The 23,893-nt window shown below is 70.3% G+C and carries 21 protein-coding genes; 4 read left to right on the top strand and 17 right to left on the bottom strand.

Features of this window, described 5'->3' with window-relative positions; translation table 11 throughout:
• Positions 1 to 8 precede the first annotated feature (8 nt).
• The 13 genes from ACTVZO_RS39885 to ACTVZO_RS39825 all read right to left on the bottom strand — a co-directional run bounded on the left by ACTVZO_RS39885 (position 9) and on the right by ACTVZO_RS39825 (position 16,586).
• Complete coding sequence (locus ACTVZO_RS39885; RefSeq protein WP_443303465.1) at positions 9 to 527, bottom strand: hypothetical protein; 519 nt, start codon at positions 525 to 527, stop codon at positions 9 to 11.
• Between the two features lie 204 nt (positions 528 to 731).
• Positions 732 to 1,805 (bottom strand): bifunctional lytic transglycosylase/C40 family peptidase, encoded by a 1,074-nt coding sequence (locus tag ACTVZO_RS39880; protein ID WP_443303464.1) that lies wholly within the window; start codon positions 1,803 to 1,805, stop codon positions 732 to 734.
• A gap of 13 nt (positions 1,806 to 1,818) precedes the next feature.
• Positions 1,819 to 2,223: a hypothetical protein gene (locus tag ACTVZO_RS39875; protein WP_443303463.1), complete on the bottom strand. Its 405-nt coding sequence runs from the start codon at positions 2,221 to 2,223 to the stop codon at positions 1,819 to 1,821.
• A gap of 380 nt (positions 2,224 to 2,603) precedes the next feature.
• Positions 2,604 to 5,189, bottom strand: a complete 2,586-nt coding sequence (locus ACTVZO_RS39870; protein WP_443303462.1) for a hypothetical protein — start codon at positions 5,187 to 5,189, stop codon at positions 2,604 to 2,606.
• Positions 5,186 to 7,792, bottom strand: a complete 2,607-nt coding sequence (locus ACTVZO_RS39865; RefSeq protein WP_443303461.1) for an ATP-binding protein — start codon at positions 7,790 to 7,792, stop codon at positions 5,186 to 5,188. Before ACTVZO_RS39865 ends, ACTVZO_RS39870 begins: the two co-directional genes overlap by 4 nt.
• Positions 7,793 to 7,880: 88 nt before the next feature.
• Positions 7,881 to 8,171: a hypothetical protein gene (locus ACTVZO_RS39860; RefSeq protein WP_443303460.1), complete on the bottom strand. Its 291-nt coding sequence runs from the start codon at positions 8,169 to 8,171 to the stop codon at positions 7,881 to 7,883.
• A 30-nt stretch (positions 8,172 to 8,201) separates the two neighbouring features.
• Positions 8,202 to 8,807, bottom strand: a complete 606-nt coding sequence (locus ACTVZO_RS39855) for a hypothetical protein (RefSeq protein ID WP_443303459.1) — start codon at positions 8,805 to 8,807, stop codon at positions 8,202 to 8,204.
• On the bottom strand, positions 8,804 to 9,133 hold the full coding sequence (locus ACTVZO_RS39850) for a hypothetical protein (RefSeq protein WP_443303458.1): 330 nt from the start codon (positions 9,131 to 9,133) through the stop codon (positions 8,804 to 8,806). Before ACTVZO_RS39850 ends, ACTVZO_RS39855 begins: the two co-directional genes overlap by 4 nt.
• Positions 9,134 to 9,157: 24 nt before the next feature.
• A complete protein-coding gene (locus tag ACTVZO_RS39845) occupies positions 9,158 to 10,279 on the bottom strand; it encodes a conjugal transfer protein (protein ID WP_443303456.1) in 1,122 nt (373 codons plus the stop codon).
• The gene (locus tag ACTVZO_RS39840) at positions 10,276 to 10,557 is read right to left on the bottom strand and encodes a hypothetical protein (protein WP_422519833.1); all 282 of its coding nucleotides are present in this window, start codon (positions 10,555 to 10,557) and stop codon (positions 10,276 to 10,278) included. Before ACTVZO_RS39840 ends, ACTVZO_RS39845 begins: the two co-directional genes overlap by 4 nt.
• Before the next feature lie 108 nt (positions 10,558 to 10,665).
• Positions 10,666 to 11,598, bottom strand: a complete 933-nt coding sequence (locus ACTVZO_RS39835) for a hypothetical protein (protein WP_443303455.1) — start codon at positions 11,596 to 11,598, stop codon at positions 10,666 to 10,668.
• Between the two features lie 1,258 nt (positions 11,599 to 12,856).
• The gene (locus ACTVZO_RS39830) at positions 12,857 to 14,551 is read right to left on the bottom strand and encodes a hypothetical protein (protein ID WP_443303454.1); all 1,695 of its coding nucleotides are present in this window, start codon (positions 14,549 to 14,551) and stop codon (positions 12,857 to 12,859) included.
• A 1,306-nt stretch (positions 14,552 to 15,857) separates the two neighbouring features.
• Positions 15,858 to 16,586: a GntR family transcriptional regulator gene (locus ACTVZO_RS39825; protein ID WP_443303453.1), complete on the bottom strand. Its 729-nt coding sequence runs from the start codon at positions 16,584 to 16,586 to the stop codon at positions 15,858 to 15,860.
• Positions 16,587 to 16,750: 164 nt separating this feature from the next.
• Between ACTVZO_RS39825 and ACTVZO_RS39820 the strand changes: the two genes are divergently transcribed.
• The 4 genes from ACTVZO_RS39820 to ACTVZO_RS39805 all read left to right on the top strand — a co-directional run bounded on the left by ACTVZO_RS39820 (position 16,751) and on the right by ACTVZO_RS39805 (position 19,673).
• On the top strand, positions 16,751 to 17,038 hold the full coding sequence (locus ACTVZO_RS39820; protein ID WP_443303452.1) for a hypothetical protein: 288 nt from the start codon (positions 16,751 to 16,753) through the stop codon (positions 17,036 to 17,038).
• Positions 17,039 to 17,206: 168 nt separating this feature from the next.
• Positions 17,207 to 17,863, top strand: a complete 657-nt coding sequence (locus ACTVZO_RS39815) for a WhiB family transcriptional regulator (protein ID WP_443303451.1) — start codon at positions 17,207 to 17,209, stop codon at positions 17,861 to 17,863.
• A gap of 67 nt (positions 17,864 to 17,930) precedes the next feature.
• On the top strand, positions 17,931 to 19,415 hold the full coding sequence (locus tag ACTVZO_RS39810; RefSeq protein WP_443303450.1) for a DUF2637 domain-containing protein: 1,485 nt from the start codon (positions 17,931 to 17,933) through the stop codon (positions 19,413 to 19,415).
• 72 nt (positions 19,416 to 19,487) lie between these two features.
• On the top strand, positions 19,488 to 19,673 hold the full coding sequence (locus tag ACTVZO_RS39805; RefSeq protein WP_443303449.1) for a hypothetical protein: 186 nt from the start codon (positions 19,488 to 19,490) through the stop codon (positions 19,671 to 19,673).
• A gap of 1,091 nt (positions 19,674 to 20,764) precedes the next feature.
• Here ACTVZO_RS39805 and ACTVZO_RS39800 read toward each other — a convergent pair.
• The 4 genes from ACTVZO_RS39800 to ACTVZO_RS39785 all read right to left on the bottom strand — a co-directional run bounded on the left by ACTVZO_RS39800 (position 20,765) and on the right by ACTVZO_RS39785 (position 22,548).
• Positions 20,765 to 21,025, bottom strand: coding sequence for a hypothetical protein (locus tag ACTVZO_RS39800; protein WP_443303448.1), 261 nt, complete (start codon positions 21,023 to 21,025; stop codon positions 20,765 to 20,767).
• Positions 21,026 to 21,101: 76 nt separating this feature from the next.
• Entirely contained in the window at positions 21,102 to 21,848 is a 747-nt protein-coding gene (locus ACTVZO_RS39795) for a hypothetical protein (protein WP_443303447.1), read from the bottom strand.
• A gap of 146 nt (positions 21,849 to 21,994) precedes the next feature.
• Positions 21,995 to 22,234: a hypothetical protein gene (locus tag ACTVZO_RS39790; RefSeq protein ID WP_443303445.1), complete on the bottom strand. Its 240-nt coding sequence runs from the start codon at positions 22,232 to 22,234 to the stop codon at positions 21,995 to 21,997.
• Entirely contained in the window at positions 22,231 to 22,548 is a 318-nt protein-coding gene (locus ACTVZO_RS39785; protein WP_443303444.1) for a hypothetical protein, read from the bottom strand. The genes ACTVZO_RS39790 and ACTVZO_RS39785 overlap by 4 nt, the downstream gene beginning before the upstream one ends.
• Positions 22,549 to 23,893 lie beyond the last annotated feature (1,345 nt).

The following is a 23,893-nucleotide window of genomic DNA, read 5'->3' as shown; positions in this document are numbered from 1 at the left end:
GGGGTGGGTCAGGCTGCGGCGGCTGCGGGGCCGGTGGTGCCGTCGTTGTGGACTCCGAGGCGGATGACCGGGCGCTCGGGGGCGGTCTCCTCACCGGTCACCGCCCGCAACTCGCACTGCGAGTAGCCCTGGTGACGCAGTACGGTCGTGGCACGGGCGGGTCCCTCGATGCGCAGGGTCAGCGGTCCGCCAACGGACATCAGCCGGACCCGCATCGCTGTCCCGCGGGCCGGCAGCGCCCAGCGGGAAGTGCTGCGCTGGGCCAGGGAGATCTGCTTCGCGAAGCGGACCACCTCTTCCAGCGCCGGGTCGAAGCCGTTGGTCGGAAGCACCTCGAACGCCTCGCGGTCCCGCAGGGTCGAGCGGCTCATCAGCCGCTGCACGGATCCGTAGGCGATCACGAAGGCGAAGGCGCAGCAGATGACCCACCACAGGTTTCCCAGTGCCCACTCCTGGGCGTCCTCGGCGATCGCGGGGAGGTTGCCGACACCGGCGATGAGCTCATCGATCATGTCGTTCGTGTTCATCGGGGGCTGCTCTCTCGGCTCGGTGGACGGTGCGTGGGGCGGTCGTACATGGAACGGCTCCAGCTGGAATCGGTCGGAGTTCGGCGGATGTACATAGAGGTGTCGATGAGTCCCCGGGTGTGACATTCGGCGGAAAGAAGTTCTGCGCGGCCCCCAGGACAGGGCTGGGCGCGGGGTCCGGCCGGGCTGGCCGGACCCCGACGGTCATCCGATGTGGCGCATCGCGATGATCTGCGGCGTCCAGTAGCTGAGGGGCTTGATCTGCACGGCGCGCCCTGTGCGCGGGGCGTCGATCACCTCCGGCTCCCCTTGGGCGTTGGGGCCGATGTACATGCCGACGTGCTCGGGTCCGGAAGGGCCGGGCCGGGTGAACAGCAGGTCCCCGGGCCGGAGCTCGCTGACGCTCGCGACAGCCGTCCCCGCCCGGACCTGGTCGTAGGTGACCCGGGGGAGGTTCACGCCCGCGTTGCCCCATGCCAGCTGCATGAGCGAGGAACAGTCACAGCCGTTGCTGCGGCCGTGGTCGAAGGGCGGCTTGCAGTCCCCGCCCCACTGGTACATCGTGCCGAGCGCGGTCTTGGCCGTGGCGATCGCCTGCGCGGCGCCGCCGGAGCCGGACGGTAGGGGGACGTTCCCGCCCTTGTCGATCGCCGCCCACTTCGCGGCCAGGTCGCGGATCGCTTTCACGTAGTCGCGGGTCTGGGTGATGGGCGGGATGCCGCCGGCCTTCTGTACCGCGTACGGGCCGGCGTTGTACGCGGCCAGCATGTTGTTGGTCTTGTCGCCGCCGACGTCCTTCACCTCGCCGGCGAGGTAGCAGTCGTAGGCGATCGCCGCAGGGATGGCGTCCTGAGGGTTCCAGACGTCCTTCACCCCGTCGCCGTTGCCGTCGACACCGTGCTCGGCCCAGGTGTCCGGGATGAACTGGGCGATGCCGTCGGCGATGGGCTTCTTGTACCGCTCCTTCGTCTCCGGGTCGGTCACCCACTCGAAGGACTGCGCGTTCGGGTCGAAGCTGCTCTCGCTGTAGATCTGGGCGGCGATCAGTGAGGGGGTCACCTCCGCGCACCCGTACTTCCCGATGCTGTTGAGGATGAGGGTCCTCACCTCGGCCGGGACGGGCGCGTTGTCCGCGATGCCGCCGCCGAAGCCGACGTTCCCCAGGCCGCCGCTGGTGTTGTCGTTGCCCATGGCCATCGCGACGGCGATGACGGCGGCGATGACGACGGTGAGCACGAGGGCGCCCAGGCAGCCCACAGCCGCCATGATCTTCTTCATCACTCGCCCCTGCTCAGGCTTCGGGCAGCGCGGTGACGAGCCAGGCGCCGGCCTGGCCGCGCTGGAGCTTGAGGGCGACCTGCTCGTCGGTGCTGCTCGGCTGGCCGGCCGCAGGGGCGACGATCAGCCGGTATCGCACCCGCGCCAAGGCCGTGTCGGCCGTCGGTTCCGGTGCCCCGTCGGGGACCGTGATCTGGGTGATCTCGGCGGTGACGACGGTGCTGGCCTGCGTCCACTGCTGCCACCGGCGGGTGCTGCTCGCGGAGTCCGTGGTCAGCTGCACGGCCAGCTCCTTGCCGGCGTAGGCGCGGGCCCGGTGCGCGGCGTCGTTGTAGGAGCCGTCCTTGCCCGGACGCGCGTCGTGTCCGGCCCAGGCGAGAACGAACCGGCGTGCCGCGGTCGCGACGTCTTCCGGCATCGGGATCGTGCTCGGCTCCGCGTCCTCAGCCGCAGGAGGAGTTGACGCAGGCGAGGTGCTGCCGTGCGTCGTGGGCGTTGTTGCCGGAACCGCGGAGGCGCTGCTGGGCTGCCCGGATCGCGAGTGCGTCGGAGCCGCCGCTGGGGAGGCGGGCCGGGGCGCGGAGGGCGGCTCGTGGGCGAGCAGCATGATGCCGAGGCCGGCGAGGAGGGCTGATGCGGCGAGCAGGGCCACGGTGCCCGCGGTGCGTGGGCGGTGAGGGCGATCGGTGTGCGGCAAGGGGGCACCCCCGTCAGGTGGTTTTGAGGTGAAGCGCGCCGATACGACGCGAAGAGGAAGGGGGCGGTGGGGGCCGCGAGGGGCGGCCCCCACCAGCTAGGTCAGGGCTTCGTGCGCGGCGGTCCGGCCTGCCGGGTGGCCCGCCGGATGGGCCGGGCCGGTCCCGAGCTGGCGCTCGGTGCGGCAGGCGCGCCGCCGCTCCCCGAGCCGGCCGACGTGGGTGCCAGGGACGTGGGCGCGTGCGGCAGAGACGGGACGGATGCGGGGCCGCCGATGACCGGGGACTTCGGAGCCGCCTTCGGCGTGCTCTTCGAAGCCGGCTTGGGCGCGGCCTTCGGGCCGGACGTGCCCGGACGAGGCGCGCTGCCGGGAACGCGGGGAGCACCGGCTACTGCCCGTGTCCCGACAGGCAGCGGAGGCTTGGGCGGAGCGGTCGGCTGCGCCATCCCGAGCTGGATGTTCGCTCCGTGCCGGCCAACGAACTTGCTCGCCGTCGCGACGTTGCGCACGTACTCGTCCTTGAACGCCAGCGCCCCGTCGACCTTCTTGTCCACGCGGGCTGCGGTGCGGTTCTTGGCCGCGACGAGCTGGCTGCCCACCTGATCCGCGCGGGCCTTGGCGGACGCTGCTCCCCGTTTGGTCGCGGCGATCCCCCGGGGGATGCCGACGGGTGCGCCGACGGTGGCCAGGGTGGTGAACTTCGTGGCCTTCCACCCGTACTTGCCGGCTGCGGCCGCCACCTTGCCGGTGGCCATCGTCGCCCTGCCTCCGCGCGTCTGGGACATCTTGTTTACGGCGGCCGTGGCCAGGCGCTTCTTCAGGGTTTGCTTCGCCACGTTCTGCGCCGCGATCTTCGCCGCGGTCGCGGTGCCGCCGGTGCCGACCGCCGCGGCAACGTTGGTCGCCACCCGCGCGGCCGCACGTACCCGTCCGCCCTTCTTGCCGCCCTGCGGCGGCCCGGTCCACAGCTGCCGGGCGGTCCGTCCGATCTTGCCCAGGGGCTGCGTGACCTTGCGGGCCTCCCCGCGGGCATCTCCCCAGACCTGCTTCAGACCGGGGGCGGTCTCCGCGTAGCGGCCAGGGGAGTTGAAGATGCTCTGCCGGGAGCCGCCGACCCGGGCATTGGCAAGGCGCCGGTTCAGATTGACGGAGATCTGCCGGGCGGTCTCCTTGATCTTCTTGTGGCCGGCGAGCCCCGCGAGCGCGGTGATGTCGATCGCGATGAACTTGACCGCGAGGACCTTTCCGGTGTCGGCGCGGACCAGCGCGATGATGATCAGGATGAAGATCGCCAGGAAGAAGATCGACAGGACCACACCCAGGGCGGCCTTGAAGACGGCGGCGAACCAGCGCCACAGAACGCCGCGGCCGCCGCCGGGCAGGATGCCGGCGCACAAGGCCCAGTGACCGCGGATGGCTTCGAAGGCGATCCAGCCCTGCGCGGTCAGGAAGCCGCCGGTGACCAGGACCACCAGGACCGAGACGATGAGCGCGGCCAAGGCGACGAACACGGCGCTGAAGGCGAGGTCCGCGGAGGCCTTCTTTGCCTCGACCTTGGTGTTCTGGCCCTTGCAGGCCTTGGTGAACAGGTCGCCGGCGTTGAGGAGCTGGTCGTTGTAGGAGGCGCCGCCGGGGTTGAGCTGGGAGCCCTCCCAGAAGTTGATCCCTTTCTGCTTGTAGTTGTATTCGACGAGCTTGGCCTTGGCGAAGGCCTCGCCGCACTTTCCGTCGAAGACCTGCCCGTAAAGCATCAGCTGGGTCGGTTTGACGATGAAGGCGTCCACCAGGGCGTCGGTGATCGGCTTGCTGACGTTGGCCGTCTTGGCCTGGGTCGTGCTGGGGTTGGTGGACAGCACCAGGCTGGAGACCTGCAGGGAGAGGTCCTTCGCCTTGCCGAGGAGCCCTTCCTCGGACAGCAGCATCGTCGAGCCGCCCGGGCTCGACTGCCCCTGGGTGCCGAGCAACACCTGGGCCGGCGAGAGCAGCACGGTGGTGGCGATCGCGCCGACGACCAGGGAGACCCCGGCCTCGGCGAAGCCGCGCGACTTCTGCTTGAACATGATGTGCCAGCCCGCGTAGACGCCCGCGAACAGCAGGAACAAGCCCGGCAGGCCCAACCTGTTGATCACCTGGTCGCGGATCGTCGTGCCGATGTCGTCGACCGGCTCGACGAGGATCTTGGCGAGCCCGAAGTCCAGCGCCCACTTGATCAGCCAGCACGCGAACCCGATGAACCACTTGGCGCCGCCGAAGAACAACTGCGCCAGGATGTTCCAGATCTTCAGGTCGATGTCCGTCCAGCCGCCGGTGTCCGAGCTGACGGTGTATGCGCTGATCGGTACGCCGTACTCGTCCTTGACGTTGAAGGGCTGGAGCAGGCCGTCCGAGCCGTCGGTAGGCGGCTTGCTCAGGTCCTCGACGGGCTTGCCGTCCGGCGGCGCCGGGGTCAGGCCCGGCCGCGGCTCGGTGATGGGGTTCGACGGGCTCGGCTCGGGCTTGGGGGTCGGCTTGGTCGAGGGAGTGGATCCCGGCGCGGAGGGGGCCGGACCAGGGGTCGGTGTAGGCACCGGGTCTGCCCATGCCAGGGCGGCGAACAGCGCGAGGAAGACGGCGATCGGGAGCGCGAGGAGCCAGACCCGGCGACGGCCGGCCTTGGGGCGGCGCGCGGAGGCGCGGCGGGTACTCACGCGAAGCTCGTCTCAAGCACCGGGACCGCGTCCATCAGGTCCTCGACGTCCGAGTCCTTGCCACCGGGGGTGGTGTGGATCGCTTCGGCCGCTCGCTCGTCCGCGGGGATGAGGACCTTCATTCCGCCGATCCGCTTGCGCAGGTCCCGGTAGAGGCACTCGCCGGCCCGCAGGAGGCGCTCGGTGTCGGAGACGTTGATCGGAGAGAGGTTCTCCGTGATCACCTTCAGCATCTGCGGGTCGGCCGGGTCCAGGTCGAGGAACTCCAGGCACCGCGCGGCGAGGGCCTTGCCCCGGTGACGGAAGACGAAGACATGGGACAGCAGCGCCCGGATCTTGTCGCCGATCTCGTTCTTGGGGCCGATGTCGTACGGGTCGTGGCTGCCCGCGAAGGCGCCGGCGAAGTGCTTGCGGCCGTCGGCGATGAGCTCGAGCAGCAGGTTGGAGCCCTCCGCGCTCGAAGTCAGCCACCAGCACTCGTCCAGGAAGACGCCGCAGAACTCCGCGGGGTTGGAGAAGGCCACCTCCCGGCAGAGCGCGGTGATGAGGTACATCAGGCGCCAGCCGAACAGCTTCTCGATCTCCAGGCTGCCCAGGCGGTGCTCGGCCAGTTCCTCCTTGGTCGGCAGGCCGATCCGGTCGACCGCGAACACGATGCTGTCGGCGTCGGTGATCTGCACGACGGGCAGCGTCGGGTCGAAGATGACCTTGCCCAGGTCCTTCTTGGCCAGCGCGCGCAGGGTGCGCACGAGTTCCGATGCGGACGCGCGAACCTTCACGTCGTTGGGCTCGTCCGGGTCCGCGGTCTTGGCGCGTCGGCTCAGCGTCTCGATCAGAGCGCTCATGCTCGGGTTCGGCGCATGGCGGGTGGCCTCGATCGCCTCGGACAGCGTGACGCCCTCGACGCTCATCGAGCTGATGCCGAGCAGCGGGGTGAGGAAGGACTCGCAGTAGCGGGCGGCCCGTGGGCCGCGGAAGACCCTCAGGGGGTCCAGGGATATCCCGGCGGTCTCGTCGACCCTGATGATCTGCGTGGTGCCCGGGCACGCGGCGGCGAACCGCGACCACTCCTGCTGCGGAGTGCGGTCGATGACCAGCGCCCGGCCCCGGCTGCCGGCGGTGCCCTCGCGGTGGCCGGTGGCCAGGATGGAGTGCATCGCGGTCTTCATCGCCACGCTCTTGCCGGAGCCGAGCTCCCCGACGAACGCCGCGGAGGCGCTCGCGTTGACGCGGGGTCCGTGGCTGAAGTCCACCAGGACCGGCCTCACGCCGCCGCCGTTGAGCTGCAGGCCGTACAGGCTTCCGGTGTCGTCGCCCAGCGCGGCGCCGCAGAAGGGCAGCGCCATCGCGAAGTCCCTGGCGAGCAGGTACTGGGTGTAGTCCATGACCGGCTTGGGCGTCGAGACGCCGGGGAGCATCGCGTGGAAGAGCGCGGCCTGGTCTCCGACCGGCCGTACCAGGGTGTAGTCGTTGCCGCCGAAGTGCCCGGCCAGGCTGGCTGCCTTCTCGTTGGCCTCGTCGGCGTCGGCACCCCACACGCAGGTCATGACGGTCGCTCGGATCTCAACCTCCGTCGCGGAGGCGGTCAGCCGGTCGCGGTACTCGTCCAGCGCGAACGACGCCTTGTCCAGGGACGCCGGCACACCTGCGGTCTCGCCTTCGTACTCACCGCGCTGGTGGGCGAGCTCGCGCTGCTGCCGGCGCGAGCGCGGCTCCGCCTTCGAGCCGGCCTCGATGTGTAGCCGCACCGCCCAGTCGACGGGGAACCCGAAGTCGTCCAGCGCGCTCAAGTACTCGCTGCCCGGGAAGACGAAACTCTCGGGCATCTCCGACAGGACGCAGAAGGCCTGGTAGGAGTCGCCGTGCTCGCTCGTCGCCTTGAGGTACCGGCGGCGGAAAGGGTTGGCCGGCGCCTTGGAGGTGTTGTCGCTGCGCGCGCCCTCGTCCAGGATCACCTGGGTGTGGGCGGTGACGGTGTGCCCGCGGCCGCGCAGGGAGCGAGGTGCTCCTTCCTCGGGCAGTAGGGGCTCGCTGATGCCGCGGCGGGCGCTGTGCCCATAGATCCAGAGGATCTCGGCCTCGGTGGCCGGCCGCATCTTGATGCCGGTGGGCCAGGAGGCGGCCATCCGGCGGGCCTGGTTGAAGCGGGTCTCTTCCTCGGTGACGCTCACCGGCGGCACTGGCATGCCGAGCGTGGACAGCAGTTCACCCTGGGCGGAGGCGAGGACGGCCTTCGCCGACTGCTTGAAGTCGACGTTCGGCAGCGGCACCGCGATGAAGTCCACCCGGCCTGTCAGCTCCCAGTCTTCGAGCTGGTCGAGGACCTTGAGGGACAGGTCGATGTACTCGGGCGACTTGTCGAGGTCCACCCCCGACGTCATCCGCGTGACGACGGACGCGGCATCGACCTGCGGGCACAGCGACAGCAGCAGGACCTCGCCGCGCAGCGACTTGAACAGGGCTTCGAGGGCGTCCAGGCGCTCCCTCTTCGTGGCGCGGCTGGCGTGGGTGTAGTTCTCGGAATCCACCTTCCACACGCCCCACACGGCGGCGTTCTTGGTCCAGAGGAGGTGGCCGCTGATGTGCCGGACGGGGAGGCGCATGGGAATTCCTGGCTTTCTGTGCGAAGTACGAGGGGGCCGTGCCGGCCGGCTGCGGAGGCCGGGCCGGCGCGGCGGTGTCGTGCGGAGGTCAGGGAGCCGGGACCGTGCCGGCCGGCGCTTCGTAGGGGGTGGTGAGCCGGTCCAAGGCCGCGCGGATACGGGCGGCGTTGTGCAGGACCCAGGAGGCGAAGACCTCCTCGCTCACGCGGCCGGTCTGGGCCTCGGCGGCCGGGCTGTCGGCTCGATCGGCTGCCGCTTCGAGGTGAAACATCGCGGCGACCAGGTCGGTGATCAGTGCCGTCTCGATGCGGGCGACCGTGCGCACGTGGTCGCAGGCGACGGGCTCAGCGCACGAGACGGCCGGGGTGGTGGTGTCCATGACGGTTGTCCTTCGGTAGGTGGGGTGGTGTCACTTCTCGTCGAGGGAGGCGAGAAGGGCCTGCAGGCCGGACCTGGCCGGCGGCCGCTGCGCGGCTCCGGCCGCGGGGACCGTGGCGGCAGGAGTGGGCCTGGAGGCGGTGGCCGGGCGGACCGTCCTCGGCGCGGGCGTGGCCGACGCTGCGGCTGCCCGGGCCGGGATGGCCGCGCGGACCGGTGTCGCCTTGTCCCGAGCGGGGGTCCGTACGTGGACGGTGCAGGTGGCGCTGGCCAGCCGCGGACGGCTCCGGTGCTGAGGCCGGCCCGACAGCTGGCCGTCGGCCGGAGTCGAGGCGTAGACAACGAGGCTGCGCAGCGCGCGGGCGGGATCGCGCCCGTCCAGACGGGCGTACCGCAGGACCCAGGCCAGGCCCCAGGGCAGGCAGATCATCACCAGGACGTTGATGACGCCGAAGTGGGCCCACAGCTGCCGGGTGATGACCAGGAGCAGGAAGGTGGCGACCATCGTCACGATCTGGGTGATCGTGTAAGGGCCTCCGGGAAGCCGACCGGCGCCGGGCAGCTTCCCGATCACCAGGGGGTGCTTGCGCGCCCGGGTGTAGGAGTGCCCGACCAGCTGCTCCTCGTCGGCACTCACAGCACGTGCTCGTCATCAAAAGCCGTCGGTATTGCGCGGGGTTCGACCTGGACGGTCTTCGGCTGGGGTGCGCTGTTGACCTCGGAGCCGACCTTGGTCTGCAGGGACGGCATGTTGGCCAGGCCCCACAGCACCAGGGCGCCCAGGAGGAAGGCGACGACGGTGGCCACCCAGGACTTGGTGCGCCAGTACGCGCCGAAGATCGCGACGGCTACGCCGACGGCAGCCACGAGCTTGACGAGGGTTCCGATCTGGTTGGTCTTGTTCGTGGCCCAGGTGAGGATGTCGCCCGCCAGCAGGACGGTGTTCGGGTCGGTGGTGTGCATGGGTGTTCTCTCTCGTTCTCGGGGTTAGGAGGCCGACGGCGACGGTGAGGGCGACGGGGTGCCGGTGCTGTCCGTGCTGTCGGAGTCGGGGGAGGGAGCGACCAGGGCCGGGTTGCTCCCGCGCTGGAGCACCGGGGCGGCGCTGAGGGAGGCGATTTCCCAGCGGCCGCCGCGCGAGCGCAGCGTCAGCGCGTAGGTAAGGGGATAGGTCGCGCCGGAGGCGTCCTTGGCGTTGACCGTGGCTAGCGCCTGGCGTACGGCTCCGTCACTCGGCACCGCGGTGTTGCTCGCGTTGGCCGAGTCGTCGGCGACGTCGGTGACCTCGATGCCGGAGTACGGCGCGGGCGTGACTGACTGCAGGGAGACGCCGGGGGAGGTGTAGCGGTCCAGCCCGCCCTTGCCGGCCAGGTAGGCGTTGAGGAATCCGGTGATCGTCTGGGTGGCCGGGTCCGCAGGGTTGCTCCCGCGGTTGGTGCCGTAGCCCAAAGCGCTCGCTGTCAGCGACGCCGGCGCGGCAACCTGGGCCGGCAGCGCTGTGGCCGTGTAGCCGAGCGTCGACTCGTCGTTCCGGTTGCTTCCGCCCGCGGATGCGGGGCCGAGCGCCTGGACCGGGACCTGGTAGTACCGGAGTCCGGCATCGACGTAGGCGCCCTTGGCGTCCTTCTGCGCGATACGGGCTGCGACGGTCACCGCCCAGTAGCCGGGCTGCACCTCGCGGCTCGTCACCGCGACAGTCCGGGTGGCGCTGCGCGTCCCCGGGGTGTTGGTCAGGGTGACCGAGCCGGAGAAGTACGGGCGCAGGGAGCCCTCGGAGCCTTGGCCCGCCTCGATGTAAGCGACCACGTACAGCTGCGCGAATCCGCTGGGCCCGGTGTCGGAGGCCGTCTGCGCGGTCGGCGCCGTCACGGGCGCACTCTGGGCCTGGGTGGGGGATCCGAGCAGCGAGGTGATTCCGAGCAGCGGGCCGGAGGCGATGAGGATCCAGGCGCCGATCCGGGTCAGCCGCGCGGCGCCGGACAGCCCGGCGGTGCTGGTCTGCCAGCCGGTCTCGTCGCCGGCGTCGAGGACCTCCTGCTCCGGCTCCGCCTGCGGCAGGTCGTCCCACGCCTCGCTCTCGGCCACCGCGCGGCGGCGACGGAGCCTCACGACATCCTCCGCTCGGCCTGAGCGGTGAGGACGTCGCGGATCCGCTCGCGCAGTTCCTCGGGGCTGCGCTGGAGCATCGACTCCCAGGACCGAAGGGCGGCCTCGGAGTCGCGTTCCAGGAACTGGCTCAGTGCCTCGTGGACACGGCGGTTGAGCGGGTCGCGGACGAGAGCAGTGCCCAGCTCGGTCAGCTGGCGTCGCGCCTGGGCGACGCGGGTCTCGTCTTCGTCGAGGAAGGGGACGGCGGGTCCGTGGGGACCGGCAAGGGAAGTAGACACGGTGGTACTCCCGGTCTCGGTGGTGGGCAGGGCGGAAGAGGTCGTGAACGCGGATCGGCAATAGAGGTGTCGATCGGGCCCGCGGTGTGACGGCCGCGGCCGAGAACTTCAGACGGAGGCGAGGTAGTAGCCGGTCAGGTCGGCGTCGCGCAGGGGCCGGACCGCCCGGGACGCCCGCTGCCGCACCCGGGCGCCCTCGGCTCCCATGGCTCGGGTGGTGCGGAACTCCTGGTCCGGGTCGAGCGAGGAGCTGAGGTAGTACTCGGTGATTCGCTGGGCGTCGGTGACCTTCAGCGCCTGGATGTCGACCGCCCACCTCAAGAGGGCGAGCAGCTCGGTGCGGGCTTCGCCGTCGTTCAGCTCCGGCTCGTCGCGGCTCACGAGCTCGAGCTCGGCGGCGTGGGCCAGGAGGTCAGCGAGTTCGGTCTGGAGGGAGGGGTCCGCGCCCTCCGTACCCAGCAGCGGCACCTGCGGGTCGCCGGCCAGAGGGGCGAGAGACCGGGTGATCCTGCGGAGCTCGCGACGGTCGTCGAAGTCGGCGGCCAGGATGCTCTGCGCCAGCATCAGCGTGTCCATGGCGACGTTCACGAAGATCGCGTGAGGCCGCCGCGCCAGCGGGTACGTCCGGACGACCTCGAACAGCGCGCTCAGGACGGTGCTGAGGATGACCTCCCAGTCGAGGCCGGGGCGAAGCTGCGTCTTGGCCATCAAGAGCGCCTTCGGCAGCAGGACCCGGACAGCGACCTTCCAGGCGAGCTCGCTGTCGAAGCCGTCACCTGCAGCTCGCCGGAGCAGCACGGTCATGGCCTGGTTGTGCCCCGCCCAGTCGCCGCGCCGGAACAGCGAGATCAGCCGCTCGGTGACGTCCTGGGGGGTACGGACCCCGGCGAGCTCGATGTCTTCCTCAGCCCAGTGGGTGATCCGGTCGGCGGCACGAGGGTCGCTGTTCAGGACTTCCCAGTCCCGGTTCATGCGCTCCAAGGCGCCGTACCCGGACCCGGAGGGAGCAGTGGCAGAGGCGGTGCGGTTCTTGGTGGCCACGTCCGTGTCCGTCCTTTCGCGTCATCTGGCTGATGTCGCTCACGCTCTTCGCACCCCCCTTGTCCGCGGTCTGATCGACCTCGGCGGACGACGTGGTCAAGGGGGTTCACGGGCGTGGTGCGGTCGGACAAGGGGTGCGCGGACAAGGGGTGCGGTGCGCGGACAAGGGGGCGCGCACGACCGCACCGCACCACCGCACGGTGCGGTGGTGCGGTGCGCTGGTGCGGTGCGGTCGTGAAGCGGTGCGCTTTCGGAAGTGGGGTTTGGTGCGGTGCCGACCGCACCGCACCACCGGAGCTGGTGCGGTCGGATGGCTCTGTCTCCGCACCGCACCGGCTCCGCCTTGATCAAGGTGCGCTGGCCCTGGTGCGGCCGGCTCGTTCCGGACGCGACACCCGTCCGCCCCGGCAGATCCCTGCCTGGCCCATAAGTGCGCTGGCTTCGGAGAGTGATCCGAAGGGAGAGATCTCCCCTGCCGCCCCTCCTCGCGGTTCACGGAAGGAGGGCCCGCTGCAGTCGTAAGACGCGAGGTGCCGCGGCGCCTGAGCCGCGACCAGGACAGAGCTGGTCCAGGACAAACGCAGTCGGCGGTGAACTGGACAAGGGGGTGCTAGAAGCCGGACAAGGGGGGTGCGCGGCTTGGCTCGACCCCGGACAAGGGGGGAGGCCGCGTCGGAGACCAGCCGGACAAGGGGGTGTCAGACGCCGGACAAGGGGGTGGCCCGCTCGGCTTGACGCCGGACAAGGGGGGAGGCGTCACCCTGGCCACCCGGACAAGGGGGTCAGCCCAGGAGCGGACAAGGGGGTAGCCGGTCCGGCGATTCGTCGGACAAGGGGGGCCGGCTGATCACGTTCCGCAACCACTGAGCCGGGGCGCGCCACCTGATCGGCCACCGCACCTGGCCGGCTGGATGGGCTGGCCGACGCACCGTAGGTGGCGCACCCGCGGTGCGGTGCGGCGGTGCGGGAGCTCGCGCACCGCACCACGCTGATCGCCACCGCACCACCGCACCCGGACCGCCGCACCGCACCGCATCTCGGTGCGGTGCAGCGGTGCGCGTGCGCACCCGGTCGAGCGGACCGCACCTTCGACACTCTGTGCGGTGGTGCGGTGGTGCGGTTCGTGAGCTGGCCGCGCACGTATCGCTTCTGGGACGCGCACCTTTCCTGGGGGCGGAACCGCACCGCGCTCCGCGGCGGAGGCCGCGGGTCCTGCGGCTGGTGCCGTGATGTTGGCTCGGCCGGGCCGGGCGGGCCGTCAGGCGACCTCCGCGGCAACCTCCAGAACCCGGTGCCGCGCGCAGACGCTCCGGGCGGGCAGGGCCTCGCGGTCGCAGACCGGATCGTCCCCACCGGTGCACCTCGCGGGGCGAGCCGTTCGTGCGGGGACGCCGACCGCCGTGGCCTCCGCTCGTCCGGACATCTCCGAGCGGCAGAGCGCGCATCGTCCGTCGTCCAGGGCCCGACCGGTCAGGAAGATCCGCGCATCGCATTCGGAACACGCTCCGCGCGGCGGTCCCAGCGGTTCGGGGCTGGCGGCCCTGGCCCCCGCCGGGCGCCGGATGGCCTCGTCCAGGGTGCAGTCGGTGCAGGTTCCGGACGGCCCGGGGCGGGTGCCGTGCTCGGGGCACAGCCCGTCCGTCAGGCGCTGAGTCCGCTGGCGGGCGGCGAACCGGTCGGCGACGACTTCCGCGCACACCTCGCAGCGCTGCCCGGTCGACCACATCACCCCGGCTTCGCAATCCTGGTGGCCGCACCCCCAGCGCGGCAGGGCCACGCCGAGCAGCCACCGACCGGGATCCCGGATTTCGGAGGTCATCGTCTGGGCGAACCGTGTGGTGAGGCGGTGGTGGAGGCGTTCCGCGGCCATGCCCTCACCCAGTTGGCGGCCCACTTCCCTCGCGATCTTCCGCTCGACGAACCCGTTGCTGACCTGCTTCAGCAGCCAGTGCACAGGCTCCAGCACGGCGTAGATCTCCGGGCTCATGGTCAGCTTCGGGCCGGTGTACGCCGACCCCGACGCCGGTGCCTGCTCGCCTCGCTGCTTGGGGATGGAGGGCTGGCTGCTGTCACCCGCGCGGAGCGCGAGAGGCGCCGACGGCTGGTCGCGCTGAGCAGCGCCAGACGGGTTTTCCACAGGCGAGGAGACCTCTACTACCTCAGCCTCGCCTACGGCGGATGAGTCAAGCGCACCCGCGTCCTCCGGTCGGTCAGTCGTAGGTGATTCCTCATTCGCGAGGGATCCCTCACCAGGCTGCGGACCCGATCCCTCACCAGACGGAGAACTTCCCGAGTCGCCGGCCGGGTCCTCCACAGGTCCCTGAAGCTCCTGGCCGGCGCCGCCCGGGGTCTGCGGAAGACAGGCGGACGCGGGTTCCACGTCCTGCGCAGCGGCCGGGGCGATGTCGTGCGCGATGAACTGGTGACGCCCGTGGGCTCCCGCCCTGCGAACCACGGTCAGCCACCGCGATGCTTCGAGCTCGTCCACCACCGCGCCGGCCGCCGTGGCCGTCAGCGTCTGCCCGGCCTTCTTGCCGGAGTGGTGGAACAGAGAGCCGGCCAGCTCGCCCTCCGTCAGCGCGATCCGCACCGCCTGCGTGTAGGCGATGACGGCGTATGCCCTCAGCTGGCGGGGCGTGAGGTCCTCCGAGGCCGCCACCGGCACCCACACGAACGCCTCCGACCGCGACACCGGCCTGGTCCGACGCAACGCCGAGGTCCCCCGCCCGCCGCGCAGCGTGCGCCGCTGCGAGACCAGTTCCACCACACGGTCCGGCCCGGTACGTGACAGCTGGGCAAGCCCCCTCTCCACCGAGGCCTTCGAGACACCCAAGTAGGAAGCGATCGTCGCCGACTTCGCCTGGCACCCTTCCTCGCGCATCCCGAGCGCCTTCACCTTCACGTACACCGCCAGGGCGATGTCCGCGTAGAACGGCGAGGTGACCAGCCGCATAGGCACCTTCACCCGCTGTCGGCGTACCGGCGCACCGGGGACCAGGCAGGCCTCCGGCCCCGCACCCGACGCTGCCGCAGGGGGGCATGGCGGCAGGGCACCGCGGGCTTCATCGGCCGGCGGCGCGGTGCTCGTTCCTCTCGCTGGAGCGGAGTGCTCGCGCGAGGAAGGAGCTGGGTTAAAGGTCAGAGCGGTGGTGGGCACACTTCTCCTGGCGCAACGGCCAGGGCTCGTTGCGCTCGGTTTCGCAGCCACGCCGGTCACGGGCGGGCTGTTGTGTTGTCGATGTGGGCGTGGTCCTCGGGCCGGTCAGAGGTGGGTGTCGGCCATAGAGGTGTGCGGAGCCGGTTCGGTGTGACGAAAGCCAGGCAGAAGATTTCGGCCCCCCTTGTCCGCAGCCGATCCGCCGTCCGCCTCTTCGGCCTTCCAGACCGGGGCGGGACCCAGGCTGACCTGCAGGACAAGGGGGTGGCGGGCAACGCCTGGACCCCCTTGTCCGCGGGCGGAGCGAGGGGGTCAGCAGACTGCGGGAAGAGCCCTGCCTCGACGGCCCGGCACCGGGGATCCGACGTCTGGACAAGGGGCGGTGACCCTGGCGGCCAGCGCGACGTGGCGGCAAGTCCGCACGATCCACACCCTCACGGTGGGCTCATGGGAGGCGACGCGGCGCGCGTCCGTGCTCACGGAGGCGCCGGCGATGGCCGGGATGGGCCGCAGCGAGGGGCGCCTGAGCTGACAAAGGGCATGGCAGTACTGCAAGATGTACTCCGTCCTCCTCCGGGCCTGGCCCGGGGTACGACAAAGCCCCGCTTGGGGCTGCTGCTGGTGAGGCAGTGATCACCAGACCGTGAGGTCTGGACCTCGCTCAGGGGAGCGGCAAACTCCCGCTGGGCGGTGAAGGCCGGATCGCGGAGCGGCAAACTCCGAGTCCGGCGGAGAAGGGCGAGGAGCGGCCTGGCAAAGGCGCCCGCCCGGTTGGCTACGACATCCCGCCCCCCTCAACAGGGGTGGTGCGCCCATCGCGCGAGCCGCACAGCAGAGCAGCCCACCGCGACGGCGTCGGAGACGCCGTTCGATCAGCGGGCTGACTGAGTACTTGCGCGTGGGTGCGCGTACGCTCCACCACGAGACACCGCCTTATCGGTTCTCGGTTCGAAAAGCCCCTGCGACTTGTCTCAAGGTCGCGGGGGCATCGTGCATTTCGGGGTCGACGCTAGATCGACTGGAAGCACCCTATCCCCATACGCCTCGTATGTAGGCAGCCGATTCACGGTCGACGCACATGGTGCGTGCCTACCAAAAACCGTCACGGGTCGGCGACTTCCAATGTAGATCCGTGCGATTGCGACAAGAAGACGCGATCGGCGCGAACCGTCATCAACTCGCAGAAGACGGGCTCATCGCCGTGGAATCCCGTCCGTTGGATGACGTGGACCGGCGAGGGGCCGGACCTCAGTAGCCGGGCCTCGTCGACGGTGGCCGCCCGGGTGGACCAGCGGCTATGTAGCCCGGTCACGGCCAGGTCGTGCTCAGCCAGCAACCGGAGTTCGTCGACGGGGGCCGGCTCCGAGAGCCGGCGGGCGACGTCGGCCACGGACCGCGGCACGTGGAACTCCCGAAGGGCCCACGGTCCACCCGCGTACCGGTGCACCGTGCCGCGAACCACCACCGTCATCTCCTCCGGGCCCTGCAGGAGGTCGGCAACGGCTGTCGGGGCCTGCCGCACCTCCGTGCGCAATTCCTCCCCGGGCCCGAGCTGCTGCTCGCCGACGGGCAGGACCTGACCGTCTTGGGTCCAGGTCACCTCGAAGGCCGCGGGCGCACTCATGACCTGGTAGCCGCGCTTGGGCAGCGACTGGACCAGGCCCTCCTCGACCAGCGGCGCGAGGCCGGCCATGACCGTGTTCCGAGCCACGCCAAACCGGGAGGCGAGCACCCGGCCGGACGGCAGGAAGCTCCCTGGGGCGAACTTGCGGGCCACGATGTCGCGGCGCAATTCGTCAGTGATCTTGTCCTGCTGGAACGGGTTCGGCATGAGGCACATCTTGCCGCACCGGCGCGGGCCGTTCCGGGCCTTGGTCCGCCTCATCAGGCATCCCCCTTGACGTGAGCGATCTTCAGGTGCACCATCATCACACATCTGGCTCAAGTGGACTAAGCCAGATAAGCCAGATGTGATCACGAGTGATGGAGACCGCCATGAACACCCGAATCCGGATCCTCGCGGCCGCTGCCCTTGCCGCGGGCCTCGCCCTCGGCGCCACCGGCTGTGCCCTGGATGGCGGCAAGGCCGCTCAGCCCTTCATGGACGCGCCGAAAGGCTCGATCGACAAGCTGCCGATGGACGTCGTCGTGATGAGCGACGGCTTCTCGAACCTCGGCGCGAAGTGCGACGGCCCGAACCGCGTGTACGTGATCTTCCACGGCAACGACAAGTACGGATCAGTCGCCGTCGTCCCGAACGACCCGCGCTGTACCGCCCGCTGACCCGCCCCGACCGCGACGAGGCGCGGAACCCGCAGGACGGAGCGGCCGCCAAGGCCGCCGAACCCGCCCCGCCTTCGCTCGGCTTCACGAAAGCGGCTTTCCGGGGGCTGTACCCCCCGGAGGCCGTGTGGAGCGCGCTGCCCACCGCTTCGCAGGAGACAACGACCCATGAACACCATGATGGCAAGCCACCCGGCCCCCACCGATACCCGATCCGCCCCCGACGGCACCGACGAGGCGGGGATCGCGCTCTACCTCGCCCAGGCGGCCCCCGTCGAGACCCTCGCGGCCGACGGCTACCTCGCCGGCCGTGACGGAAACCTGATCGCCCGACAGCTCCGCCGGCCCCAGCTGAACCAAGCCCTCGAGCACTCCATCTGCCACGCCGTGGCGCCGGACCCCGACCGCTTCTACCAGGGCGACGAAGAACCCGACACCCACTGGCGGCGCCGCAGGTCGGCCACCATCCGCGACCACTGCGCGGTCTGCCCCGTCCGAGCCGTCTGCGCCGAGCTCGCCCTGAGGGACGACGACCCGGACGGCGTCCGAGGCGGTCTGACCCAGCAGAAGCTCGCACTGCGCCTGAAGGCCGAGCACCAGCGCCTGGCCGCCGCCCGCGCCGAGGACACCCGTGCAGCCCGCGCCCAGGCCGAGCGCATCAAGGCCGCGGCCGACGTCCAGGACATCGCCCAGCAGTACATCGGATCCTCGGTCCCCGCGGGCAAGCGAGCCGCCAACAAGGCGGCGACCCTGGCAGCCGTGCAGCGCCGCGACATCCTCCGTCGGGCACACCGAGCCGAAGCCGGCTGGACGGAGGCGGCATGATCCAGCACCTGCACATCCCCGACGCGCTCGCGACGGCCGCCGGCGCCGCCGCGCGGAAGGGCAGCCCGTGATCACCGACCTGTTCCCGGGAACGACGCTCCCCGTGACCGAGCTGCTCACCTCCTGGCAGTTCGTCGCCGGCACCATCGTCCTCACCCTCGGCCCGACACTCGCCCTGCGCCGCCGGCGAGCCGCCCTGGCCGCCCTCGGCGCGGAGGAACGCTCGACAGCCGCCGCGATGCGCGGCCGCCGAATCGAAGACCGCCTGACCATGGTCATCGCGGCCGCGGCCGCAGCGCTCTCGGCGACCGGACTCCGCCGCGTGGGGCGTCACCAGATGGGCCTGAGCGACCCGTTCGACCTCCTGCCCTTCATCGCCCTCGACATCGCCGCCATGGTCTGCGGACGCCGCGCCCGCCGCCGCGCCCGCGAAGGCGAAGGACCAGGCCTCTCCGGAGTCCTCTTCTGGGTACTGGCCGGCACCAGCTCACTCTTCTCCGCCGCCGAAGCAGCCTCCCCGCTCGGCGCCCTTGTCCGCGCAGTGTGGCCGGTCCTGGCCGCGGTCCTGTGGGAGCTCGGCTCCCTCGAAGAACGCCGCGCCGCCCGCACCCACCGGGCCCGCCCGGACCGCCGCCTGGCCCTGATCCGGCTCTTCCACCCCGTCGAGGCCGTCCGCGTCGCGCTGCTCCTCGCCGCCCGCCAAGACCTCACCCAGGAGCAAGCCACCACCGAGATCCGCGTCTCCCGTGCCGCCTACCGCTGGTACCGGCTACGCCGCGCCCAGAAGGCGGTCCGCAAAGCCGGCCGCCCGACCCGCTGGGCGTTCCGGTACCTGGAAACGCGAGCCGACAGCCGCGCCCAGAACGCCAGCGAGCGAGCCCGGTGCGCCGATCCGGCCGTTCTGGAACAGGTCGTCAGCCGCCTGCAGGGGCGCGTCCGGCAAGCGGAATGGGCCGGTATGAATCTCAGCTCCGCAGCAGCGTTCGATGCCATGCGGGGCACGCTCATCGGTACCGCACCAGCCGTTCCAGTCCATACCGGCGCCGCCCATACCGCGCTGCCTGCCGCCCCGACCAGCGCGGAAGAACCGCAGGTGGATGGCGGTATGGACGCCCCAGACAACGGCGACGTCCTCACGGACGAGGAGGTGCAGGAACGCTTCGTCCGGCTCGTCCCACGCCGCCGCGACGGCAAGCTCGCCTGGGGCATCAACAAGTGCTCCCGCATCGTCGGCATCGGTACACCTCGGGCCAGCAAGTTCCACGCCTCCCAGGGCACGTGGCTCCCCGCAGCCGTGGCCCGGTATGACCGCACGGCCGCGGCCGCCCCGACCGAAGCCCCGCCTGAGGCACCGCACCTGGTCGACCATTTCGACCAGGCCCTAGACCTGGCCACCCCGGCACCGGTACCGCACGGCCCCCGCGACCCGACACCCGTCCCACCCACAGCGCAGGCCCACGACGACGAACTCCTGCGCTCCGGCCTGACCGGTGACTACCAACTGCTCCCCGGCAGCAAGCTCCTCGTCCCTACGGGCGCCGGCCGACGCTGACCGCCCGCCCCGCTCGACGGATGCCGGCCCCGGGCCGCCCGCGAGCCGCCGAAACTTCTGGGAGAACCCGCCATGTCCCGTACTGCCAATGCGTCCGCCCTGTCCTTCGACGACCACGTCGCCGAGGCGCTCGCCCTCGTCGCCGACCGGCGTCCCCCACACACCGCCAACCGGTCCCCGCGGACCGGTGCCCGCGGCCTCGCCCGCGTCATCCCCCTGCAGGCTCGAAGGGCCGCGGACAGCGAGACACGCCGATGAAGATCTTGACAAGGCTCCGCCGACCCGCCCAGCCGAGCCCCGCACACTGGCCCCTCCCAGCGCGCTTCGATCCGATCGGGCTGCCCAGCCGCCCCGTTCGGAGGGAGATCTCTCCTCCCCGATTTCCCTTCGTCCTCCAGGGGGAGAGAGATCTCCCTCCAGGCCGGCAGAGCCTGGCGAGGACGCCACCGCCGCAACGGCCGTGGAGGGGAGGAGATCTCTCTCCCCGCACCATCCCGGAGGGGAGGAGACATCTCCTCCCCTCCACGAGGGCCAGTTCGGCCGATTCGAGCCCCGGAGAGGAGATATCTCCCCTCCGGGGCTGGGCGCTGGAGATGCGTACGTAGCGAGACCAACCGGGTCCTCTTTGGGGTCCCGTTTGGAGTCCCCTTTGGAGTCCTCTTTCAGGTCCTCTTTGGGGTCCCGTTTCGAGTCCTCTTTCATTCGAGTCGATCGACGTCAAACATGCAGGTCAGAGCCGCAGACAAGGGGTCGTCGGCACGCCGACTACTTCCCTACGGGCCTATGGCGGAGCTGGATGGACGTGCGAAGAGACATCAGCTGGAGGGGTGAGGAAGCCGAGCCGGCGCGCAGCGAGACGTGGGTGAGCAATCGAGACGGGGTTGGAGCGGTACGGACGACGGACGGAGGAGGAGCGGGGTTGGAGCGGTACGGACGACGGACGGAGGAGGAGCGGGGTTGGAGCGGTACGGACGACGGACGGAGGAGGAGCGGGGTTGGAGCGGTACGGACGACGGACGGAGGAGGAGCGGGGTTGGAGCGGTACGGACGACGGACGGAGGAGGAGCGGGGTTGGAGCGGTACGGACGACGGACGGAGGAAGAGCAGAGGTGGAACGGAGGGAGAGAAGGCGAGCGATGAAGACGAGTAGTGCGGTGCATGGACGGAGCGGAGTGGCGGGCTGGCAGATAGGACGACGGGGAAACGGGGCAGCAGCAGGGCGAGGCAGACGGGACGGGCGCGTTCCGCGGGCGGGCGGGCCGAGGGCGATCGAAGTACGGGGCGAGAACGCGGAGCGCCCCGCTCACGTGGTGAGCGGGGCGGGGCGGGGCGGGGGGATGGGGCGGGCGCTACGCGGCGCGCTGCTCGGCGTCGGCCAGGAGAGACCGGCCGACGTCTCCGGCGGCATCTGCGGGGCTCATTCCGGCGCCTAGGGCCAGGAGGTAGCGGGTGGTCGTAACGGCGACCGCCTCGGGCGTGCTGAGCACCTTGAGGACCACGGGCGCTCGCACGCCCCACTTCTGGGCGATCAGCGTGCTGGCGACGGAAGTAATGAACGCGACGGCATCCGCCGCGCCGTTGGGCGCGTTCGGGGAGAACGAGTCGCTCATGGTCCTACTCCTTCCTAGCTGGGGTGCGGGCTGGGAGGCCCGGGGTGCGTCCGTCCGGCGCACCCCGGGCGCCAGATCACGCCTTGGTCAGCGTGGCCAGCTCGGCGGACAGATCCGCGCGCTTGAGGTTCAGCGCGGTGATCGCGCCCGTGAGCTGTGCAGCGGGAGCCATGTCCGGCGTGACGTCCGGGCTGGTCATGCCGTTCGCGGGAAGCTCGTCGCGCTCCTTGGTCAGCTCCGCGATCCGCTCGCCGATCGACAGGATGTCGAGCTTGAGCCCGTCGACCTTGTCGGACTTGACCTTGGAGTGCTGCGCGGTCCAGGGGGTCTCAGCCTTGATGAACGCCGCGTACTTCGCGGTCAGCTCGGCAAGATCGTCGCGGTTCATCCACTGGACAACCAGGGCCGTCACCAGGTCGGCGGTGCGCAGCGCCGTCCGGCCGGAGACCTCGACTGCGCTGACGCCGGTGGCGTACTGAGCACCGGCCAGGTCCCGAATCCTGAGGATCGGCGACGCATCGGTGATGTCCAGGGGGTTCACCATCTTGTGCCCGACGACGAACGGGGTGCTGGCACTGCCCAGCACCGGAACGTCCGCGCGCTGGTGGCGGTCCTCGGCCGAGCCAGCGCCGAACTGGACGTTCACCAGGCCGAGAGCGGTCGGCTCGGCGTGGTAGTCGGGGTGGATCACGAACGATCCGACCGGGACGACCCCTTCCTGCACGATCCGCTTGACCGTGTAGGTCACCTCGCCGTTCTCGCCGATGCTGCCCTCGGCCGAGTAGGTGGCGCCGGTGGTGGTGGTGAAGGTCTGAGTGGTCATGCTGTCCTCCTGTGGACGGGCGTTGGGTGGGGGCCGGGGACTTCCGTTCCCGGCCCCTTCTGATCTCTACTGTACATGAATTCATAGACTTAAGCAATGTTGAGCCTATGGTGATGAACGGGATCGATTGGGGCCTGGTCGGCAGGCTACTCAGCCCGGACGAAGCACGGAATGTAGTCGATCATGGTCTTGCGCTCCCCAGGGCCGGGGCCAGCTCCCAGATCCTGGGAGGTGAGGGCGTGGCCGCAAGCGCGGTTCGTGCACTTCAGCAGGAAGCCGCTGGTCAGCCGGACCGTCCCGAACTCGCAGTGCTCGCAGGGAACCGGACGAGCCCCGACCGGAAGCGGCCCCAGATTCACAAAGGCCACATCGGCGAGGAAGGTCACCACAGCTCCTTGACGACAACTGCCGCTACGTAGCAGGACATTGCTATGAGGGTGGCCAGCGTCAAGACGCCCAGCACCTCGCGAGCAGCCACCTTCACGGGAGACTCGGGACGTTCCTGGTACGGCGGACGCCCCGTCTTGACTCCGTATTCCGCATCCAACTTATCGGCCCTGGTGAGACTCTGGGCGTAAGACTCAGCCACAGCCCTCCTGGCGTACGGCTTCCCCAGGTACATGCTGAGATCCAGCGGGATGCCATTACGAGTGGTGGACCAGGTGAAGAGTGAGCGTCGCTTGACGTGGTAGAGATCCATACCAATCCTTCCGGAACGCGCTGGCTGTCGGCGGAGTGAGCCGTGTCGGTGTTCTTGCCGACCTCGTATGCACCACAGTACACAGACTCATAGAATTACGCAACAGCGGTTTGAGTGGGGGAGGCGGGTCGGGGTGCGGTGGAGGTGGGGCTGAGTTGGTTCGTTGAACGGGGTGCCGGTTTAGAAACTTCACGAGGTCGGCGCGCCCGGCGCGCCCGCTCGTCGGAGCGGCAGCCGGTCGCCCCTCGGAGCCCCTGGCGGTCGAGTCCGATGCCGTTGCCCTCCGCGGCCCCGGCGGAGCGTGCGGGTCGGGGCGTGAAACTAACGCCGGTCGGACGCTCGGCCCCTTTTTGTGCGGGGCGGGTTGGCGGAGTGTTAGTTTCGGGCGGACGGTGTCCCGGTGAATCCATCCCGAAACTAACGCTTCCCCGATGCGCCTCAGTTCCGTAATTGCTCCCCTTACCCTGTTCCCGCACGCGAGACTAACCCCCGCTTCCCTGCCCCATGGGCCCGTGACATCCTCCGGCCACCCCGTTTCCGACGGGCGGTCAATTCGTCGCTCCTGGCGCTGTTTTTAGGCTTTATGGGGCGGATATTCGGGTAGGATTTGCCTTGTGGGGGGCGGTTCGCTTGCCCGGCATCCCCCGTCCGGACTGTCGGGCCGCCCCTCGCTCCTCTTGGTGGCCGTTGTCGCCAGCCCGCTCCGCCCCTGGCCCTGTACGCGTCTGGCCGGGGGCTTTCCCTCACTTCCCAGCTCCGCTCTCCTCTCCCCGGCCCGCGCGCACGGTGCCAGTGCGGCCCGTAGACGCCCCTGGAGCCCTCCGGGGCCGGCCTTTCGAGGGAGCGCGGTACTCGGCTCGCCCCTCGCCTCACGCGGACGACAGGCCCGGCCGCTCGCTCGCCCCCGCTCCCCGTCACGCCCGTACCGTGCCGCCGGAATCGACCCTCCCTGAAATACCGCCCCAATTCCCGTGCTCACAGCTTGAATTGACAACCCGCCACCCCGTATAATCGGAGATAGGCCCGGAAGTGCGCGTGATGCGAGATCACCAAAAGCCACCGGAGCACTCGGAGTGAAAACAGCAGACTCCAGCGAAACTAACACCCCGTATTTCATCCACCAGCACCCCCGAAAACCGCAACACAACCACCCGCGGACACCCCCACTCCCTAGCCAGCCATCTTTACACCCCAACCCCACACAGACCAGAACCCCAACAAGCAGCCGGCACCCCCGAGACCACCGGGCCGCGCAGCGGGCCGGCTCACTCGGACTGACGTCACGTCAGTCCGGAGGCACGAAGTGCCGACGGTCTTTCAGGGGTCACGAAGTGACCCTCTGGAC

It is taken from the genome of Streptomyces sp. IBSNAI002, from assembly GCF_052244475.1.
GTDB lineage: Bacteria > Actinomycetota > Actinomycetes > Streptomycetales > Streptomycetaceae > Streptomyces.
The sequence above is the reverse complement of the archived record's forward strand: the minus strand, read 5'-3'. Positions and strand labels throughout refer to the sequence as shown.

What these genes read in the sequence shown, in the direction of transcription:
- ACTVZO_RS39880 (WP_443303464.1), bottom strand. Translation starts at nt 1,805, where the DNA reads ATGAAGAAGATCATGGCGGCTGTGGGCTGCCTGGGCGCCCTCGTGCTC.
- ACTVZO_RS39825 (WP_443303453.1), bottom strand. Translation starts at nt 16,586, where the DNA reads ATGCCGAACCCGTTCCAGCAGGACAAGATCACTGACGAATTGCGCCGC.
- ACTVZO_RS39850 (WP_443303458.1), bottom strand. Translation starts at nt 9,133, where the DNA reads ATGCACACCACCGACCCGAACACCGTCCTGCTGGCGGGCGACATCCTC.
- ACTVZO_RS39800 (WP_443303448.1), bottom strand. Translation starts at nt 21,025, where the DNA reads ATGAGCGACTCGTTCTCCCCGAACGCGCCCAACGGCGCGGCGGATGCC.
- ACTVZO_RS39820 (WP_443303452.1), top strand. Translation starts at nt 16,751, where the DNA reads ATGAACACCCGAATCCGGATCCTCGCGGCCGCTGCCCTTGCCGCGGGC.
- ACTVZO_RS39795 (WP_443303447.1), bottom strand. Translation starts at nt 21,848, where the DNA reads ATGACCACTCAGACCTTCACCACCACCACCGGCGCCACCTACTCGGCC.
- ACTVZO_RS39815 (WP_443303451.1), top strand. Translation starts at nt 17,207, where the DNA reads ATGAACACCATGATGGCAAGCCACCCGGCCCCCACCGATACCCGATCC.
- ACTVZO_RS39830 (WP_443303454.1), bottom strand. Translation starts at nt 14,551, where the DNA reads ATGCGGCTGGTCACCTCGCCGTTCTACGCGGACATCGCCCTGGCGGTG.
- ACTVZO_RS39805 (WP_443303449.1), top strand. Translation starts at nt 19,488, where the DNA reads ATGTCCCGTACTGCCAATGCGTCCGCCCTGTCCTTCGACGACCACGTC.
- ACTVZO_RS39785 (WP_443303444.1), bottom strand. Translation starts at nt 22,548, where the DNA reads ATGGATCTCTACCACGTCAAGCGACGCTCACTCTTCACCTGGTCCACC.
- ACTVZO_RS39865 (WP_443303461.1), bottom strand. Translation starts at nt 7,792, where the DNA reads ATGCGCCTCCCCGTCCGGCACATCAGCGGCCACCTCCTCTGGACCAAG.
- ACTVZO_RS39860 (WP_443303460.1), bottom strand. Translation starts at nt 8,171, where the DNA reads ATGGACACCACCACCCCGGCCGTCTCGTGCGCTGAGCCCGTCGCCTGC.
- ACTVZO_RS39875 (WP_443303463.1), bottom strand. Translation starts at nt 2,223, where the DNA reads ATGCCGGAAGACGTCGCGACCGCGGCACGCCGGTTCGTTCTCGCCTGG.
- ACTVZO_RS39885 (WP_443303465.1), bottom strand. Translation starts at nt 527, where the DNA reads ATGAACACGAACGACATGATCGATGAGCTCATCGCCGGTGTCGGCAAC.